This window comes from Mycobacterium sp. NGS15 (assembly GCF_059813245.1).
Map to the genome: position 1 here is coordinate 232,767 of NZ_JCALEF010000003.1, position 17,057 is coordinate 249,823.

The window sequence follows — 17,057 nt, forward strand, 5'->3', positions numbered from 1 at the left end:
CATGACTGACCTCACGGATCGTTCGGTATCCGCCGGAACCCTGGGCAGTTTTGCCGACGTGCCGCTGCACGGTGACCGCGTGTCGGTCGCACCGGACGCCTCCGCCGTAGAGGCCGCCGTGGCAGAGGCCGCGGGTGCGCACGGATACACGCGCGAGCAGCTTGACTGGGAGACCCCCGAGGCGATCACAGTCAAACCGGTCTACACCGCCGCAGACCGAGAAGCCGTGCGGGCCGAGGGGTACCCACTGGATACCTTTCCGGGTCAGGTGCCGTTCCTGCGCGGGCCCTACCCGACGATGTACGTCAATCAGCCGTGGACCATCCGCCAGTACGCCGGCTTCTCGACGGCCGCCGAATCCAATGCGTTCTATCGCCGTAACCTCGCCGCGGGTCAGAAGGGCCTGTCCGTGGCCTTCGACCTGGCCACCCACCGCGGATACGACTCCGATCATCCTCGGGTACAGGGCGACGTCGGAATGGCCGGTGTGGCCATCGATTCCATCCTGGATATGCGTCAGCTGTTCGACGGAATCGACCTGGGGTCGGTATCGGTGTCGATGACCATGAACGGCGCGGTGCTGCCGATTTTGGCGCTGTACGTGGTGGCAGCGGAGGAGCAGGGTGTCAGTCCCCAACAACTGGCCGGGACCATTCAGAACGACATCCTCAAAGAGTTCATGGTCCGCAACACCTACATCTACCCGCCGAAGCCGTCGATGCGGATCATCTCGGACATCTTCTCCTACACCAGCGCCAAGATGCCGAAGTTCAACTCCATCTCGATCTCCGGCTACCACATCCAAGAAGCCGGTGCTACGGCCGATCTGGAGCTGGCCTACACCCTGGCCGACGGTGTCGAGTACATCAAGGCGGGGCTGGAGGGCGGCCTGGACATCGACGTGTTCGCGCCGCGTCTGTCCTTCTTCTGGGCCATCGGCATGAATTTCTTCATGGAGGTGGCCAAGTTGCGGGCCGGGCGCTTGCTGTGGAGTGAGCTGGTTGCTCAGTTCGATCCGAAGAGTGCGAAATCGCAGTCCCTGCGTACGCATTCGCAGACTTCCGGCTGGTCGCTGACCGCGCAGGATGCGTTCAACAATGTGGCGCGCACCTGTATCGAGGCCATGGCCGCGACCCAGGGACACACCCAGTCGTTGCACACCAACGCCCTGGACGAGGCGCTGGCGCTGCCCACCGATTTCTCGGCGCGTATCGCGCGCAATACCCAGCTGCTCCTTCAGCAGGAGTCGGGTACCTGCCGGCCGATCGACCCGTGGGGTGGCTCGTACTACGTCGAATGGTTGACACATCAGCTCGCATCCCGTGCACGCGAGCATATTCGGGAGGTCACCGAGGCTGGCGGAATGGCGCAGGCCATCGATCAGGGCATCCCGAAGCTTCGCATCGAAGAAGCCGCCGCGCGCACCCAGGCGCGTATCGACTCGGGCCGTCAGCCGGTGATCGGCGTCAACAAGTACCAGGTGACCCAGGATCAGCAGATCGAGGTTCTCAAGGTCGAGAACTCGCGAGTGCAAACCGAACAGCTTGCCAAGTTGCGGCAGTTGCGCGCCGAGCGCGACAACGACGCGGCGCAGCGTGCGCTCGATGAACTGACCAGGGCGGCAGCCGATTCCAGCCGTGTCGGCGAAGACGGATTGGGCAACAACCTGATGGCGCTGGCCATCAATGCCGCTCGCCACAAGGCAACCGTCGGGGAGATCTCCGACGCGCTGGAGAAGGTCTATGGCCGGCATCAGGCCGAAATCCGTACCATCAGCGGGGTATATCGCGACGAGGTGGGAAGGGACGGCGCCGTTAGCAGCGTGACGCAAGCGACCGAGCTGGTACAGAAGTTCGCCGACGCCGATGGCCGCCGGCCGCGGGTGCTGGTCGCCAAGATGGGTCAGGACGGGCACGACCGCGGGCAGAAGGTGATTGCGACGGCCTTCGCCGATATCGGTTTCGACGTCGACGTGGGCCCGCTGTTCCAGACACCGGACGAAGTCGCACGTCAAGCTGCCGACAACGATGTGCATGTGGTCGGGGTCTCCTCCCTGGCCGCGGGTCACCTGACGTTGGTGCCGGCGCTGCGAGCGGCATTGGCAGCGGCGGGGCGTCCCGACATCATGATCGTCGTCGGCGGTGTCATTCCGCCCGGTGATTTCGACGAGCTGTACGAGGCGGGAGCGGCGGCCATCTTCCCCCCGGGAACAGTCATCGCCGAGGCCGCGATCGGCTTGTTGCACAAGCTGGCCGAGCGGCTCGGCTACGACCTCGTCTGATGCCGGAAAAACAGTCACCCGATAGTCTGGCGGCTCTGATCCGGTCTGGGGATCGTTCGGCGCTCGCCCGCGCCATCACACTCGTCGAGTCGACGCGCGGCGATCATCGGGGGCGGGCCCAGCAGCTGCTGTTGGACTTGTCTCCCGATGGTGGGAACGCCCTGCGGGTGGGCATTACCGGTGTGCCCGGGGTGGGGAAGTCGACCACTATCGAGGCTCTCGGCATGTACCTCATTGCGCAGGGACATCGGGTGGCCGTGCTGGCAGTGGATCCGTCATCGACGCGTACCGGTGGGTCGATTCTGGGCGACAAGACCCGGATGGGCCGACTCTCGGTACATCCCGACGCCTACATCCGGCCGTCGCCGACCTCGGGCACGCTTGGCGGGGTGGCCAAGGCGACCCGGGAGACGGTGGTGCTGCTGGAATCGGCCGGATTCGACGTCATCCTTATCGAGACCGTCGGCGTCGGGCAGTCCGAGGTCACCGTCGCCAATATGGTCGACACCTTTGTCTTCCTGACGCTGGCACGCACCGGAGATCAGCTGCAGGGCATCAAAAAGGGTGTACTCGAGCTTGCCGACATCGTGGTGGTGAACAAGGCCGATGGCGTGCACGCCATCGAGGCCCAGAAGGCCGCGCGGGAATTGTCGGGTGCGTTGCGCCTGATCTATCCGCATGACACCCTATGGCGCCCACCGGTTCTCACCATGAGCGCGTTGGAGAACAGCGGGGTCTCCGAGATGTGGGACACCGTACTGCGGCACCGCGCGGTGCTGACGGAGGCGGGGGAGTTCGAGGCTAAACGTCGCCGCCAGCAAGTGGACTGGATGTGGGCGATGGTGCGCGATGCGGTCCTGGATCGGGTGCTCAGGGCGCCGGACGTGAAGGCCGCGCGTGCCGAAATCGAGCAACAGGTGCGGGATGGCACCTTGACACCCGCACTGGCTGCCGAGCGGCTGCTGAATCTGAGTTCGTAGGGTGCCTCAGATGGTTGGTGACGTTGGTGAATCAGGCCAATCTTCAACCCCACTGGTCTTCCTCGATACCGAGACCACTGGCCTTCACCGTGAGCGCCAACCATGGGAAGTGGCGATCATTCGCCGCACCGATGCCGGGCAACGGCAGTTGCACCTCTGTGTGGACGTCCAGGACCTGGACCTGGAGTCGGCGGATCCGGCCGGCCTCGAGGTCAGCGGTTTCCATAAACGGCATCCGCAAGTGCGCTTGAGGCCGCTGCAGTTTCCTCGCATCTTCCGTGCCGCAGAAGCTGTTTCGCTCGTCAAGGAATGGACGGCGGGAGCCACCGTCGTTGGGGTGATACCGCAGTTCGATGCGGAGTGCCTGACGCGGATGTTCCTGTCCCATGGAGTGGCCCCGGCGTGGAATCCAGATCTTGTCGACGTTGTCGCCGTCACGGCGGCACGGATCCGCGAACGCGGGTTGGTACCGGACGCCGATTACTCCAATCTGTCCTTGCAATTCGGTGTGAAGATCCCCAGCGCCGGCCAACGGCATACGGCCCTCGGAGATGCCCGCTGGGCCATGCGCTGGTACGACCGATTATCTGAATGAGGATGTCGAGGACAGGTAGATCAGCTTGCGCCGGATGCCGGCGATCTCGCGCGCGACGGCGCGCAGCACCGCACGTTCCTGCGGAGCAAGGACAGACAGTGACACGGCGTCGGACATGTGTTGTCCGTCCTGCCAGGCCGTGGCCCGAGACTGCCACCGGAATCGCAGCAGCCATCCGAAGCAATCCTGCAGTGTCGAGGCATCACCGGCATCCAGGATGTTGGCCGTCGCGGCGGCCTTGAGACGGTCTGGTGTCGAGAGTGCTTCGGATCCGGCGGATAGCGCCGCCCAGCGTGCGATCTTGACCACCGGATCGATCGCCGCGACCTTGAGATCGACGGTATCGGACTGCGTCGCGAATATCCTTAACCGTGACGGGAATCCGGCGCGTACGGCCACTGCGTCCTGAAGCATGGCAAGCCGGATGGGGTAGTGGCGTTGCGCGCAGCGGGCATTCTCGGTGCGAAGGGCGTTGTCCGATAACAACGATCCCGCGCCCACTCCTTGAGAGTCGGCCATGAGCCCCGCCATCACCACGCCGCGGTCTTCGGGCGGGTTGGCGCACCAGCGCTCGATTCCTTCGAACCAGTTGGAGGTCCGGCGGCAGAAGCGACCGCGACTGGCAAGCACGCCGTTCGAATCGCTCCCGATGCCGCCGCACTCGAGCATCGCGTGGACCCGGGCGGCCAGTTCCATCAGGTGAGTCTTGCCGTCAGCGTCGACCTCGTCGTCGATGGCGAGCAGCGTCTCGATATCGGAACCGGGTGCCGCCTCGCCTCGGGCCACACTTCCCGAAACAAACCAGCTCCAGCCCGGATTCATCCCGTTCGTGACCAGTCGTGCGGCCGTGTGGATGCTGTGCCGCAACGTTTCCGACCAGGCAGCGGCGAGGGTCGCCTCCGGTGTGCGTACCCGTACCTCGAGGGCGATCATCATCCGCGCCGCGCCCACTGCGGTGCAGAACCCGGCTTCGTCGTCGGCGGTATCGATCTGCGCTATCGCATGAGCGATCCCGTTCCCGTTCTCGGGCGGCACATCGGCAGACATGGGGATGATTGTGACCTACGTCGAGGCGATGGCGTGAGATATGAAATCTCGGACCGGGCGTGAGAGCGGCTGCCCGGAGCTCCAGATGATGCCGACGTCCCGGTGAGCGTCGGCATCCACGAGGCGCAACATCCTCAGATCAGGCGGGTAGGCGGTGGCGTCGACGGGGAGCACCGTGATGCCGAGGCCGGCCGCGACCAGGCCCGCAACCGTCGTCAGATTGCTCGACTCGAGCACGATACGTGGCTGGAATTGTGCTGCGGCGCACAGCTCTTCGAGGAGACGGCGCATACCGAATCCCGGATGCATCCCGATGAATGGCTCATCGGCAAGATCGATCATGGACACATCTTCTGACTGCGCCAGTCGATGATCCGTGGGTATGGCGACACCGAGACGTTGCCGGAAGAGGTTGCGCCATCCAAGGTTTGCGCGCCGAGGACGGGGAGAGACGATCGCGACGTCAAGATCGCCGTTCGCGACGAGGTCATCGAGACTTCCTGCGGCGCCCTGCTCCAGCACGAATCGGACGTGCGGTGAGGTCGCGGCGAAGCCGGCAATCAGGCGGGCGACGAGGGTGGGGCCGAAAGTGTGCAGGAATCCGAGCCGGATCTCACCCTCGGCGGGGTTGGCGAGGTCGTTGATGGTTCGACGAGCAGAGTCCAGTTCCATCTGGGCGCGACGGGCGTGCTGATAGAAGATCCGCCCGGACGGGTTCAAGGTGAGCCGCTTACCGTGCCGGTCGAACAGCCGAACGCCGAGCCGGCGTTCCAATCTGGCCAGCATTCGGGTGAGCGTGGGCTGGGCGAGTTGGAGCTGCTCGGCGGCCGCGGTGACGTTTTGCCGCTCAGCGAGTGTGATGTACCACTCGTAGTCGCCATCCGCCATGCTTTTACCTCCGTTTATGCGCCAAATGAATTATAGAACGCTGAATTGCTCATTTCCGTGATATGCCTGGCCGAGGGAGCATCTACATCCATGGCGGTGGCCCCGAGTACCCAAAGCAGCCCGGCGTTCTGCGCTGCGGATCCGGTGCCCCACGCGACGGGCACCGCCGGATATCGGCGGCTGACCGGCGCGCTGTTCGCCGCCGGGCTCGCGACATTCGCTGCCCTCTACGGGACGCAGGCGGTGCTCCCGGCGCTGTCCACGGATTTCGGGGTAAGTCCCGCAGCCGCCGCACTGACTGTCTCGGTGACCACCGGAATGCTCGCGTTGTCGATCATTCCGGCGAGTGCGCTCTCGGAACGGTACGGCCGTACCCGGGTCATGCTGGTCTCGGCGATCGCCACGACGATTATCGGGCTGCTGCTACCGGCCAGTCCCACCTTCGCGGTGCTGCTGATCGGCCGCGCCGCCGAAGGTGTTGCACTGGCCGGAATTCCGGCAGTAGCAATGGCATTCCTGGCCGAAGAGGTGCATCCGGGCTCACTGGGGTCGGCGATGGGCAGATACATCGCGGGAACGACGGTCGGTGGACTTGCCGGCCGGCTGGTTGCGTCCTCGGTGCTGGACGTCAGTAATTGGCGGACAGCGTTACTGGGGAGTGGTGCCATGACCTTGGTGTGCACGGTGCTTTTTGCGATGCTGCTTCCTAGGTCGCAATTCTTTGTGCCGAAGCGGGTCCGAGTCGGCACCACGATGCGGATTCTCGGCACACATGTGCGTAACCCGGTTCTGCTCATCATGTTCGCACTTGCCTTCGTGCTCATGGGTGGGTTCGTCACCGTGTACAACTACTTGGGCTATCGCCTGGTGGCGCCTCCGTTTGGACTTCCCACGGCTATCGCCGGACTGTTATTTCTGCTGTACCTCGCGGGAACGGTGTCCTCGGCGGTGGCCGGACGGCTGGCGGACCGGCGAGGCCGGGGCCTGGTCCTCATCGCGGCGGTAGCCATCACGGTCGTAGGACTCGCACTGACCATCCCGGATTCACTCGTCGCGGTGATCATCGGTGTGGGCGTGTTCACCGCTGGCTTCTTCGCGGCTCACACCGTCGCGAGCGGGTGGGTGGGCGCCGTCGCGCAGCGCGATCGTGCCGAGGCTTCTGCGCTGTACTTGTTCAGCTACTACCTCGGCAGTTCGGTGGCGGGGGCCGCGGGGGGCCTGGCATACCAAGCCGGCGGGTGGGCATTGACGGTGCTCTTCGTGGCCGCGTTGTTGACGATTGCCCTGGTCCTGGCGGCAGTGATGGTGCTTCGAAACCGGTTTGGCCATATCAACGCACCCGAATAGAATCAGCACTACAGACACCGATCCGGCCATCACCGGGGAGTCTCCGGAAGAACAGTTCCGTGCTCAGCGCGGATAACCCAGTAGAACCGGACGGGCAGGCCCGTCACAGCCGTTGTGAGAGGCCCGCGGTGCTCACGCTCTTCGCCGAGCGGTTCACCGCAGGGCAAGCGGGGTGGTACCGCGGAGGTACGCCGACGGCGTCCCATCGTCCCCGTGCCGGCGAGCACAGGGAGACCGCGATGAGCCCCTCGGGCGAAGAGCATCAGAGCCAGCGAACCGACGCGTACCCGCGCACCGATCTTGGCGCCGATCTGCGCACTGGATCGCCGAACCTTCCCGCGCTGGAAAAGCAGGTGCTGCGCTACTGGGACGCGGACAACACCTTCCGCGCCAGCATCGCCCATCGTGAAGGCTCCCCGGAGTACGTCTTCTATGACGGGCCTCCCTTCGCCAACGGGCTGCCGCACTACGGGCATCTGCTCACCGGGTACGTCAAGGACATCGTGCCGCGTTATCAGACCATGCGCGGATACCAGGTGGACCGCCGATTTGGTTGGGACACACATGGTTTGCCCGCCGAGCTGGAGGTGGAACGCCAGCTGGGCATCACCGACAAATCGCAGATCGACGATATGGGTATCGCCGAGTTCAACGACGCCTGTCGCGAGTCGGTGCTGCGCTACACGAAGGAATGGCGCGACTACGTCACCCGGCAGGCGCGCTGGGTGGACTTCGACAACGACTACAAAACACTCGACCCGACCTTTATGGAATCGGTCATCTGGGCGTTCAAACAATTGTGGGACAAGGGATTGGCGTACGAGGGATACCGCGTACTGCCGTACTGCTGGCGCGACGAGACGCCGCTGTCCAATCACGAACTGCGCATGGACGACGACGTGTACCAGAGCCGGCAGGATCCGGCGGTCACCGTGGGGTACCGGATCGCCGGCAACGAGGACAGCCGATGGGCGGTGCTCGACGGTGCACGCCTGCTGATCTGGACCACAACGCCCTGGACGTTGCCCTCGAACCTGGCGGTCGCGGTCAACCCCGAGGTGACCTATGCCGTCGTCAAGCCGGAGGGGTCAGAAGACCGTTACCTGTTGGCACAGGCGCGGCTCGGGTCTTATGCCCGTGAGCTTGGTGAAGAGCCCACGGTGCTGGACACCTACACCGGGGCCGAGCTACTGGGCATGCGCTACCTCCCGCCGTTCCCGTATTTCCAGCAGGATGCGTCACCGAATGCTTTCACGGTGCTGTCGGGTGATTACGTCACCACCGAGGACGGCACCGGAATCGTGCATATGGCCCCGGCCTACGGTGAAGAAGACAAGAACGTCACCGACAAGGCGGGGATCACGCCCGTCACCCCTGTCGACTCGAAGGGCCGATTCGACGCCACCGTGCCCGATTACCAGGGGCAACAGGTGTTCGATGCCAACGCGCAGATCATCAAGGACCTCAAGAACGGCACCGGTTCCGCGGGTACCAATGGCGCCGCTCTGTTGCGTCATGAGACCTATGACCACTCGTACCCGCACTGCTGGCGGTGCCGAAATCCGTTGATCTACCGTGCGGTGTCGTCTTGGTTCATCAAGGTGACCGAGTTCCGGGACCGGATGGTGGAGCTCAACGAGCAGATCACCTGGTACCCCGAGCACGTCAAGCATGGTCAGTTCGGCAAGTGGCTGGAAGGCGCGCGCGACTGGTCGGTTTCTCGAAATCGTTACTGGGGCAGCCCGATTCCGGTGTGGAAGTCTGACGATCCGACGTATCCGCGTATCGACGTGTACGGCAGTCTCGACGAGCTGGAACGCGACTTCGGAGTCCGTCCGACAAATCTGCACCGGCCGTACGTTGATGAGCTGACCCGGCCCAATCCGGACGATCCGACCGGCAAGTCCACCATGCGCCGCATCCCGGACATCTTTGATGTCTGGTTCGACTCGGGCTCCATGCCGTACGCCCAGGTGCACTATCCGTTCGAGAACGCCGAGTGGTTCGAGAACCACTTCCCGGCCGACTTCATCGTCGAGTACATCGGCCAGACTCGCGGCTGGTTCTACGTTATGCACGTGTTAGCGACCGCGATCTTCGATCGGCCCGCGTTCAGAACCTGCGTATCGCACGGCATCGTGCTGGGCAACGACGGCCAGAAGATGAGCAAGTCGCTGCGCAATTACCCGGATGTCAACGAGGTGTTCGACCGCGACGGCTCCGATGCGATGCGCTGGTTCCTCATGGCGTCGCCAATCTTGCGCGGCGGCAATCTGATTGTCACCGAGCAGGGTATTCGCGAGGGCGTGCGACAGGTGATCCTGCCGCTGTGGAACGCATGGAGCTTCCTGCAGCTGTATGCGCCCAAACCCGGCACGTGGCGCACCGATTCGACTCAGGTGCTCGACAAGTACATCCTGGCCAAACTCGCGCAGCTGCGCGACGACCTCACCGCGGCCATGGATATCTGCGATGTCTCGGGCGCATGTGAACAGCTGAGGCAGTTCACTGACGCACTGACCAACTGGTATGTGCGACGGTCACGCTCGCGGTTCTGGGACGAGGACGCGGATGCGATCGACACTCTGCACACGGTCCTGGAGACGACCTGCCGTCTGGCCGCACCGCTGTTGCCGATGACTACCGAGGTGGTGTGGAAGGGGTTGACGGGGGAGCGGTCTGTGCACCTCACCGATTGGGTGCCCGAATCGGCGCTGCCCGCCGACCCCGATCTGGTGGCCGCCATGGACGAGGTGCGAAAGGTGGCCTCGACGGGCTCGTCCTTGCGTAAGGCCAAGAAGCTGCGGGTGCGGCTGCCGCTGCTCAAACTGACGGTCGCTGTGCCCGACCCGCAGCGGTTGGAGCCGTACGCGGCCCTGATCGCCGATGAGCTGAACGTGAAATCTGTTGAACTGACCGATGATATCGCCGCCTTCGGCAAGTTCGAATTGACCGTCAACGCGCGTGCCGCGGGCCCTCGGCTGGGCAAGGAGGTGCAGACGGTCATCCGCGCCGTCAAGGCCGGCGATTGGGCTCAGCAGGCCGACGGAACCGTTATCGCCGCCGGGATCACCCTGCAGGAGGGTGAGTTCGATTCGAAACTGGTGGCCGCGGAGCCGGATTCCACGGCGGCACTTCCCGAGGGTGGGGGACTGGTCATCCTCGATGACACCGTGACCGAGGAGTTGGAGGCCGAGGGATGGGCGCGTGATCTCATCCGGGAGCTCCAGGACCTTCGCAAGTCCACGGGTCTGGAGGTGTCCGACCGTGTCGAGGTCATCCTCCAGGTGCCCGTGGAACGTCACTCCTGGGCGGAACGTCACCGCGACCTCATCGCCGGCGAAATCCTGGCCACGACACTGGAAATCGGCGAAGTCGGCCAGAATGTGCAGACGCCCGCCGCCGATCTCGGCGACGGGGTCCGGGTGTCCCTGAACAAGGCGGGGGGTTAGCGCCAGCCTTACGCGGCCTTCACGGCTCGCCAGCGCTGGTTGCCTCCGTCGAGGTGATGTTCGATATCGGTGAAACCCGCCGCCTGCAGACGATCCGGTAGCGACGTGGCCGGCACCGGGTTATAGGTGTCACCGATGTGCAGCAGCCGGAAGAAGGTGGAATGCACGCCGTCGCTGCCGGCGAAAACCCCGCCCGGGGCCAGCACCCTGTGTGCCTGTGCGAACAGTTCATCCTGCAGATCGGGCGTCGGGACATGGTGCAGCATGGTGAAGCACACCACGGAGCTGAAACGGTTGCTATCGAAGCCGAGCTTGGTGCCGTCACCCTGGATCACCGTGGCCTGATCGCCGTACAGCCGCTGTAACCGGGACGCCATGGTCTCGTCGATTTCCACGGCGGTGAGGCGCGGGGTGCGCGCGGTCAGCACGCGCAGATTCGCGCCATAGCCGGGACCGATTTCCAGGGTGTCCTCACCGAGCTCAATCCCCTGCAGCGCCCACGGGAGGAGCTGCGACTCGGTCTTACGTGCCCACATGTCCGAGCTACAACACCAACGGTGCACCAAATTCATTGCCATGGCACCAGGCTAGGGACGTGACGGCTGTCCGAGTACCGTCATTCGGCCATCTTCTATCGGGGTTCGGCCACTGCCTCAGGCTGCGCGGCGAATTCGGCGTGCTGTGTGCGGCCGGAGTCGCCGCGCCGGGTGGCGTCCGACCTCCGCAATACGATGATCGGGTGTGTGCTGCCGGTCGATGGGTTCTGCACCTCGACATGGACGCCTTCTTCGCCTCGGTCGAGCAGCTGACCCGGCCAACCCTGCGTGATCGTCCGGTCCTCGTCGGCGGTACCGGAGGCCGGGGAGTGGTGGCCGGTGCGAGCTACGAGGCCCGTGTTTTCGGTGCCCGCTCGGCCATGCCCATGCATCAGGCGCGGCGTCTGGTCGGCATCAATGTCGTCGTCTTGCCGCCTCGCGGCGCGGTGTACGGCGTCGCCAGTCGGCGGGTGTTCGCGACGGTGCGCTCGATGATCCCGGTTCTCGAACAGCTGTCCTTCGACGAGGCTTTCGGTGAGCCCGTTGAACTCGCCGGGGCCACAACCGCAACCGTGGCTGAGTACATCGACGAGCTTCGTTCGCGGGTGCTCGCCGAGACCGGGCTCACTGCATCGGTCGGGGCGGGGTCCGGGAAGCAGCTTGCCAAGATCGCATCCGGATTGGCTAAACCCGACGGGGTGCGGATCGTCGCGCCCGAGGAGCAAGGCACGCTTCTCGATGATCTCCCGGTGCGCAAGTTGTGGGGGATTGGGCCCGTGGCGGAAGAGCGCCTGAATCGGCTGGGAATCAATACCATTGGTCAGTTTGCAGCATTACAGACCAGTGAGGTGGCCTCGGTGCTGGGCGGCACGATCGGCCCCGCCCTGCACCAACTCGCGCGCGGCATCGATGAGCGCCCCGTGGCCGAACGCGCCGAAACCAAACAGATCAGCGCGGAATCCACCTTCGCCCAGGACCTGACAACTCTCGATCAACTACGCGAGGCCATCGAGCCCATCGGAGTGCACGCCCATCGCCGGCTCATCAAGCACGGTCGTGGTGTACGTACCGTCACCGTGAAACTGCGCCGCTCGGACATGAGCATCCTGACCAGGTCGGCGACCATGCCTTATGCCACCACCGAACGTGCCGTGCTGATGTCGGCCGCGCGCCGGCTGCTCCTGGACCCCGTCGAGATCGGCCCCATTCGCCTTGTTGGCGTGGGATTCTCAGGATTCTCCGACGTTCAGCAGACCTCGCTCTTTCCTGATTTGGACCAGAACGAATCGGTTGCCGAAACCGACGAGGCTCCATCTACCGCAGCGCCTGCCCCGAGCGCCGCGAGCTGGGGAATCGGTGATGACGTCGCCCATCCCGAGTTTGGCCATGGCTGGATTCAGGGCACGGGACATGGCGTCATGACCGTGAGGTTTGAGACACGAAGCAGCGGGCCTGGCATCGCCCGTACCTTCGGCGTCGACGACCCGTGCGTCACCCGCGCCGACCCGGTGGCGAGTCTGGACTGGCCGACGGAGTCAGCCGAGCCGCTCGACAACGGAGACGAGATCTGAGCCGGTGGCCAGGGCCGCCATCAACAGCACGCGCGCTTGTCCGGAACGAAGCCGCGACACCGTCACGCCGCCGGCATCGATCAGTTTTTGCCCCGGCGCGTAACCGGGCGCCAGTGCACCACCCGGCACCCGGGTGGTGACTAGAACCCGGATACCGTTCTCGACCTGGCGCGAAACTGATTCGATGACAACGTCATTGGCGTTTCCGGCGCCCATCGATTCCAGCACGAGTCCCTGCGCACCGGCCCGCGCGTAGGAATCGAGTGCCACGGCGTCGGCGCCCGGGTAGAGGCTCACGATGTCGACGCGGGGTAACGCAGGGCGGGTAACGGTGCCGAGGAACGGCGAGGGTTCCTCGCCGCTGCGTACGAACACACCGTCGCGCACCTGACCGATAGGGGCGACACCGGCGAATCCGTCAGGCGCGGCAAGGTCGACCTTGCGGATGCCCAGCGCCGGGTATACGTGTCCGGCGAAGCACACCACCACGCCGACGGCCTCACCGCTTGCGGCCACCGTCAGCGCATCGCGCAGGTTGCCCGGGCCATCGGATTCGGGGTGGTCGCCGCTGCGTTGTGCCCCGGTGAGTACGACGGGCACCGGCGCCGCGCACGTCAGTGCGAGCCAGAGCGCCGTCTCCTCCAAGGTGTCCGTACCGTGCGCGAGGACGATCCCGGTGGCCCCGCTCGCGATATGTCCACGGACCGCAGCGGCGATCTGTTGCCAGCGTTGCGGGGTCATTTCCGCGCTGTCGATTGCCATGAGGTCGTGCACTGCGACATCGCCGTATCCGGACGCCGCGAGCAGGTCGTCCCCTGAACTGCGGTGTCGGGCGATGCCATCGCCGTCGACAGCAGTTGCGATGGTTCCGCCGGTGGTCAACAGCGCAAGGGTTGGCGATGAGCCTGTGGGGTGAAGAACATCGGGCACAGCGGCGATCATCGCAGACAGGCTGCGCAGAGCGCCTCGCAGAGTAGGGGATGATGGGTGACGTGAGTGACGAGCCCGATACCACCCCGAAGCCCAAGCGGCGGATAAAACTGCTGCTCACGGTGGCGGCGGTAGTACTTGCGGTGGATGTCGTCACCAAGGTCCTGGCCGTCAGGCTGCTGCAGCCGGGCAAGCCGGTACCGATCATTGGCGACACCGTCACCTGGACGCTGGTGCGCAACTCCGGTGCTGCGTTCTCCTTTGCCACCGGTTACACCTGGGTGCTGACCCTCATCGCCATGTCGGTCGTAGTGGGAATCCTGCTCATCGGTCGCCGGTTGGTCTCGACGTGGTGGGCGCTCGGTTTGGGCATGATTCTTGGCGGCGCGCTGGGCAATCTCATCGACAGGTTTTTCCGGGCGCCCGGACCGCTGCGTGGCCATGTAGTCGACTTCCTGTCGGTGGGGTGGTGGCCTGTCTTCAACGTCGCCGACCCTGCGGTAGTGGGTGGAGCGATCCTGCTGGTGGCGCTCTCGCTGCTCGGATACGACTACGACAGCGACGAGCGCTCGACGCGAGGAGCATCGAGCACCGACGAGCGCTCGACGCGAGGAGCATCGAGCACCGACGAGCGCTCGACGCGAGGAGCATCGCGCGGGGTGGGCAAGCCGCCGACCGAGGATCGGGGCGATCGGGAATCGCCGGAATCGTCGGCGAGCGAAAGAGTGGACGGTCACGAGGGCGGCAAAGCGGACCCGCAGAGCGCCGACGTGCAGGCTTCCCAGATCAAGCCGTCATGACGTCGCGTTCCCTGCCGGTACCCGACGGACTGTCCGGTATGCGTGTGGATGCCGGGCTGGCACGTCTGCTCGGTCTGTCCCGCACGGCTGCGGCAACTCTCGCCGAAGAGGGCGCCGTGCTTCTGGATGGCGTGGTGGTCACCAAATCCGAGAAACTCACCGCGGGTACCTGGCTGGAAGTCACGCTCCCTGAGCCCAAGGCCCCGCCGGAAAATCGGGTCGAGGCGATCGAGGGCATGAAGATCCTGTACGCCGATGACGACTTGGTCGCCGTCGACAAACCGGCGGGTGTCGCGGCCCATGCTTCCGTCGGCTGGACCGGTCCCACCGTGCTTGGCGGGCTCGCCGCCGCCGGATTCCGGATGACCACATCAGGTGTGCCGGAACGCAAGGGAATCGTGCACCGCCTGGACGTCGGAACTTCCGGGGTCATGGTCGTGGCGCTGTCGGAGAAGGCCTACACCGAGCTCAAACGCGCCTTCAAGTACCGGCGCGTCGAGAAGCGTTATCACGCTCTCGTGCAAGGACATCCGGACCCGTCCAGCGGAACCATCGATGCCCCGATCGGGCGGCATCGGGGACATGACTGGAAATTCGCCGTCGTCGAAGACGGACGCCATTCCATCACCCACTACGACACCCTTGAGGCGTTCGTGGCGGCCAGTCTGCTGGACGTACACCTGGAAACCGGTCGTACCCACCAAATCCGCGTCCATTTCTCGGCCATCAAACACCCGTGCTGTGGCGACCTGACCTATGGCGCGGACCCGACGCTGGCCAACAAGCTTGGGCTGGAACGTCAATGGCTGCATGCCAAATCGCTGGCCTTCGCCCACCCGGGAGATGGTCGCTGGATGGAAATCACCAGCGAGTACCCGGAGGATCTGGCGCACGCACTCGACGTCTTGCGATGAGTGGGGTCCTCACGACTCCTGAACAGAATCGCCTGAAGTCCGGGTACCTGTTCGGCGCGGCCGCCTACTTGATGTGGGGATTGTTTCCGGCATTCTTCCCCCTGTTGGAACCGGCGAGCGCGGCAGAGATCCTGGCGCACCGGATGATCTGGACACTGTTGCTGATGACGACGGTTGTCGTAATCTCCCGACGGGTACGTGATCTCGTCACCATGGGACCGCACAGCTGGGGTCTACTTGTCGGCGCCTCGGTTCTCATCGCCCTCAACTGGGGTGTGTACATCTATGCCGTCAACTCCGGGCACGTGCTCGACGCCGCACTCGGATACTTCATCAATCCGTTGGTGACGGTGCTATTGGGTGTCGTGATCTTCCGGGAGCCGCTCAGTAGATGGCAGCTGCTGGCCCTGATGTTGGCGTTCACCGCGGTAGCGATGCTCACGGTCAACTATGGGCAGCTGCCCGTCATCACGCTGATACTGGCCGTCTCGTTCGCCGGTTACGGAGCCATCAAGAAGACGGTGACGGTCGATCCGCGGGTGAGTCTGACCGCCGAGGGAATTGTCGCGGCGCCCTTCGCCATCGCATACCTGGCGTTCCTCGGTGTTACCGGTCAGCAGCATTTCCTCGGCTACACACACGGCCATACTGCACTGATGGTGCTTAGCGGCGTGGTGACGGCCCTGCCGCTGCTGTTGTTCGGCATTGCGGCACAACGTATTCCACTGGTGACTCTCGGGCTCCTGCAGTACTTGACGCCAACGCTGCAGATGCTGTGGGGTGTGTTGGTCAAGCATGAGGCGATGCCTCCGGAACGCTGGGCGGGCTTCGCCCTGATTTGGGCGGCGCTGGCGATCTTCACGGTCGACACCGTGCGCAGAGCGCGCCGGGTGCAACTCGCCACGACCTGACACACACCGAACATCGTCGGGGCGTCATTGCGGCGTGGCGGGCTACCGTCGCCTGGTGCGCATTGCGGTCATCGGTGGCGGGCTCGGTGGATTGACCGCGACGATCAGCTTGACCCAGGCGGGACACGAGGTAACGCTTTTCGTGCAGCGCGAACAGTTCACCGAGGTCGGCTGCGGTATCAGTGTGTGGCCCAACGCCATGCGTGCGCTCGATGAGCTGGGCCTCGGCTCAGAAGTGCGCGCGCACGGGGTGCATCACTGCAGCGGAGCATTTCTGACCCGAACCGCGGCTCCGGGGCCCTCCTGCTCGATTCGGTGGGGCCCGAAGGCGTTCTGCAGCAAGACAGTTATGACTTGCCACATCTCAGGACCTTCGTGAAGGGCAAGGTCGCACTGCTCGGCGACGCGGCGCACGCGATGACGCCGAACATCGGGCAGGGAGCTTGTCAGGCGCTGGAGGATGCCGTCACCGTCGCCCGGGTGTGCCCGGATATGCGGGCCTACGACAGGTTGCGCCGGCGCCGAACGCAGCGGATCGCACGCGACTCCCGCCGGCTCGGCGCCCTGGGACTCGTGTCGGATCCGTTGTTGACTCCGCTGCGTGATGTGGCGATGCGGATCACGCGGGGTATGTCCCTCCGACAGATGGATCGGGTGCTGCGGTGGGCGCCGCCACCGATTCCGGTGCCGCCGACGAGTCCCTCGATGTGAGATGACGGGAGGGCCCCGGATGCGGTGACGGGGCCGGTGCTGTCCCAGCTATGGTGTGGGAGCGGGTTCTGAGCGTTGCCGGCGGGGTTTTTGT

The 17,057-nt window shown here is 64.7% G+C and carries 14 protein-coding genes and 1 pseudogene; 11 read left to right on the top strand and 4 right to left on the bottom strand.

From position 1 onward, the window contains the following. The first annotated feature begins 1 nt into the window (after position 1). The 3 genes from scpA to AC5Y5C_RS08825 are packed head-to-tail and all read left to right on the top strand — an operon-like array spanning position 2 to position 3,856. Positions 2 to 2,281, top strand: coding sequence for a methylmalonyl-CoA mutase (gene scpA, locus AC5Y5C_RS08815; protein WP_499971031.1), 2,280 nt, complete (start codon positions 2 to 4; stop codon positions 2,279 to 2,281). Beyond that, the gene (meaB, locus tag AC5Y5C_RS08820; RefSeq protein WP_499971033.1) at positions 2,281 to 3,261 is read left to right on the top strand and encodes a methylmalonyl Co-A mutase-associated GTPase MeaB; all 981 of its coding nucleotides are present in this window, start codon (positions 2,281 to 2,283) and stop codon (positions 3,259 to 3,261) included. Before scpA ends, meaB begins: the two co-directional genes overlap by 1 nt. Before the next feature lie 10 nt (positions 3,262 to 3,271). Next, positions 3,272 to 3,856 (top strand): hypothetical protein, encoded by a 585-nt coding sequence (locus tag AC5Y5C_RS08825; protein ID WP_499971035.1) that lies wholly within the window; start codon positions 3,272 to 3,274, stop codon positions 3,854 to 3,856. Here AC5Y5C_RS08825 and AC5Y5C_RS08830 read toward each other — a convergent pair. Together AC5Y5C_RS08830 and AC5Y5C_RS08835 are read right to left on the bottom strand one after the other, a co-directional pair. Further along, a complete protein-coding gene (locus AC5Y5C_RS08830) occupies positions 3,845 to 4,903 on the bottom strand; it encodes a putative nucleotidyltransferase substrate binding domain-containing protein (protein WP_499971037.1) in 1,059 nt (352 codons plus the stop codon). The two genes, AC5Y5C_RS08825 and AC5Y5C_RS08830, sit on opposite strands and share 12 nt — an antisense overlap. A 15-nt stretch (positions 4,904 to 4,918) precedes the next feature. Beyond that, positions 4,919 to 5,791 carry a LysR family transcriptional regulator gene (locus tag AC5Y5C_RS08835; RefSeq protein ID WP_499971039.1) on the bottom strand — a complete coding sequence of 291 codons (873 nt, stop codon included), beginning with the start codon at positions 5,789 to 5,791 and terminating at the stop codon, positions 4,919 to 4,921. Between the two features lie 90 nt (positions 5,792 to 5,881). Between AC5Y5C_RS08835 and AC5Y5C_RS08840 the strand changes: the two genes are divergently transcribed. Together AC5Y5C_RS08840 and ileS are read left to right on the top strand one after the other, a co-directional pair. Further along, on the top strand, positions 5,882 to 7,138 hold the full coding sequence (locus AC5Y5C_RS08840) for an MFS transporter (RefSeq protein WP_499971040.1): 1,257 nt from the start codon (positions 5,882 to 5,884) through the stop codon (positions 7,136 to 7,138). Between the two features lie 239 nt (positions 7,139 to 7,377). After that, on the top strand, positions 7,378 to 10,590 hold the full coding sequence (gene ileS, locus AC5Y5C_RS08845) for an isoleucine--tRNA ligase (RefSeq protein WP_499971042.1): 3,213 nt from the start codon (positions 7,378 to 7,380) through the stop codon (positions 10,588 to 10,590). 8 nt (positions 10,591 to 10,598) lie between these two features. Here ileS and AC5Y5C_RS08850 read toward each other — a convergent pair whose 3' ends face one another. Next, complete coding sequence (locus AC5Y5C_RS08850; protein WP_499971044.1) at positions 10,599 to 11,168, bottom strand: class I SAM-dependent methyltransferase; 570 nt, start codon at positions 11,166 to 11,168, stop codon at positions 10,599 to 10,601. A 161-nt stretch (positions 11,169 to 11,329) separates the two neighbouring features. On the opposite strand from AC5Y5C_RS08850, the gene AC5Y5C_RS08855 reads away from it, so the two are divergent. Then, positions 11,330 to 12,697, top strand: coding sequence for a DNA polymerase IV (locus AC5Y5C_RS08855; RefSeq protein ID WP_499971813.1), 1,368 nt, complete (start codon positions 11,330 to 11,332; stop codon positions 12,695 to 12,697). Here the strand turns inward: AC5Y5C_RS08855 and AC5Y5C_RS08860 are convergent. Next, the gene (locus tag AC5Y5C_RS08860) at positions 12,662 to 13,579 is read right to left on the bottom strand and encodes an asparaginase (protein ID WP_499971815.1); all 918 of its coding nucleotides are present in this window, start codon (positions 13,577 to 13,579) and stop codon (positions 12,662 to 12,664) included. The two genes, AC5Y5C_RS08855 and AC5Y5C_RS08860, sit on opposite strands and share 36 nt — an antisense overlap. Before the next feature lie 98 nt (positions 13,580 to 13,677). Between AC5Y5C_RS08860 and lspA the strand changes: the two are divergent. The 5 genes and pseudogenes from lspA to AC5Y5C_RS08885 form a co-directional block, all read left to right on the top strand. After that, positions 13,678 to 14,250, top strand: a pseudogene (gene lspA, locus AC5Y5C_RS08865) (signal peptidase II); the annotation flags it as partial. A 173-nt stretch (positions 14,251 to 14,423) separates the two neighbouring features. Further along, positions 14,424 to 15,341, top strand: a complete 918-nt coding sequence (locus AC5Y5C_RS08870; RefSeq protein ID WP_499971045.1) for an RluA family pseudouridine synthase — start codon at positions 14,424 to 14,426, stop codon at positions 15,339 to 15,341. Then, complete coding sequence (gene rarD, locus AC5Y5C_RS08875; protein WP_499971047.1) at positions 15,338 to 16,252, top strand: EamA family transporter RarD; 915 nt, start codon at positions 15,338 to 15,340, stop codon at positions 16,250 to 16,252. The genes AC5Y5C_RS08870 and rarD overlap by 4 nt, the downstream gene beginning before the upstream one ends. Positions 16,253 to 16,307: 55 nt before the next feature. Beyond that, complete coding sequence (locus tag AC5Y5C_RS08880) at positions 16,308 to 16,631, top strand: FAD-dependent monooxygenase (protein ID WP_499971048.1); 324 nt, start codon at positions 16,308 to 16,310, stop codon at positions 16,629 to 16,631. Then, positions 16,607 to 16,963 carry an FAD-dependent monooxygenase gene (locus AC5Y5C_RS08885; protein WP_499971049.1) on the top strand — a complete coding sequence of 119 codons (357 nt, stop codon included), beginning with the start codon at positions 16,607 to 16,609 and terminating at the stop codon, positions 16,961 to 16,963. The genes AC5Y5C_RS08880 and AC5Y5C_RS08885 overlap by 25 nt, the downstream gene beginning before the upstream one ends. Positions 16,964 to 17,057: the final 94 nt, after the last annotated feature.

Bases quoted from the DNA above. Each gene is read 5' to 3' on its own strand.
- rarD (WP_499971047.1), top strand. From the start codon at position 15,338: ATGAGTGGGGTCCTCACGACTCCTGAACAGAATCGCCTGAAGTCCGGG.
- AC5Y5C_RS08840 (WP_499971040.1), top strand. From the start codon at position 5,882: ATGGCGGTGGCCCCGAGTACCCAAAGCAGCCCGGCGTTCTGCGCTGCG.
- scpA (WP_499971031.1), top strand. From the start codon at position 2: ATGACTGACCTCACGGATCGTTCGGTATCCGCCGGAACCCTGGGCAGT.
- AC5Y5C_RS08825 (WP_499971035.1), top strand. From the start codon at position 3,272: ATGGTTGGTGACGTTGGTGAATCAGGCCAATCTTCAACCCCACTGGTC.
- AC5Y5C_RS08835 (WP_499971039.1), bottom strand. From the start codon at position 5,791: ATGGCGGATGGCGACTACGAGTGGTACATCACACTCGCTGAGCGGCAA.
- AC5Y5C_RS08850 (WP_499971044.1), bottom strand. From the start codon at position 11,168: ATGGCAATGAATTTGGTGCACCGTTGGTGTTGTAGCTCGGACATGTGG.
- meaB (WP_499971033.1), top strand. From the start codon at position 2,281: ATGCCGGAAAAACAGTCACCCGATAGTCTGGCGGCTCTGATCCGGTCT.
- AC5Y5C_RS08830 (WP_499971037.1), bottom strand. From the start codon at position 4,903: ATGTCTGCCGATGTGCCGCCCGAGAACGGGAACGGGATCGCTCATGCG.
- AC5Y5C_RS08870 (WP_499971045.1), top strand. From the start codon at position 14,424: ATGACGTCGCGTTCCCTGCCGGTACCCGACGGACTGTCCGGTATGCGT.
- ileS (WP_499971042.1), top strand. From the start codon at position 7,378: ATGAGCCCCTCGGGCGAAGAGCATCAGAGCCAGCGAACCGACGCGTAC.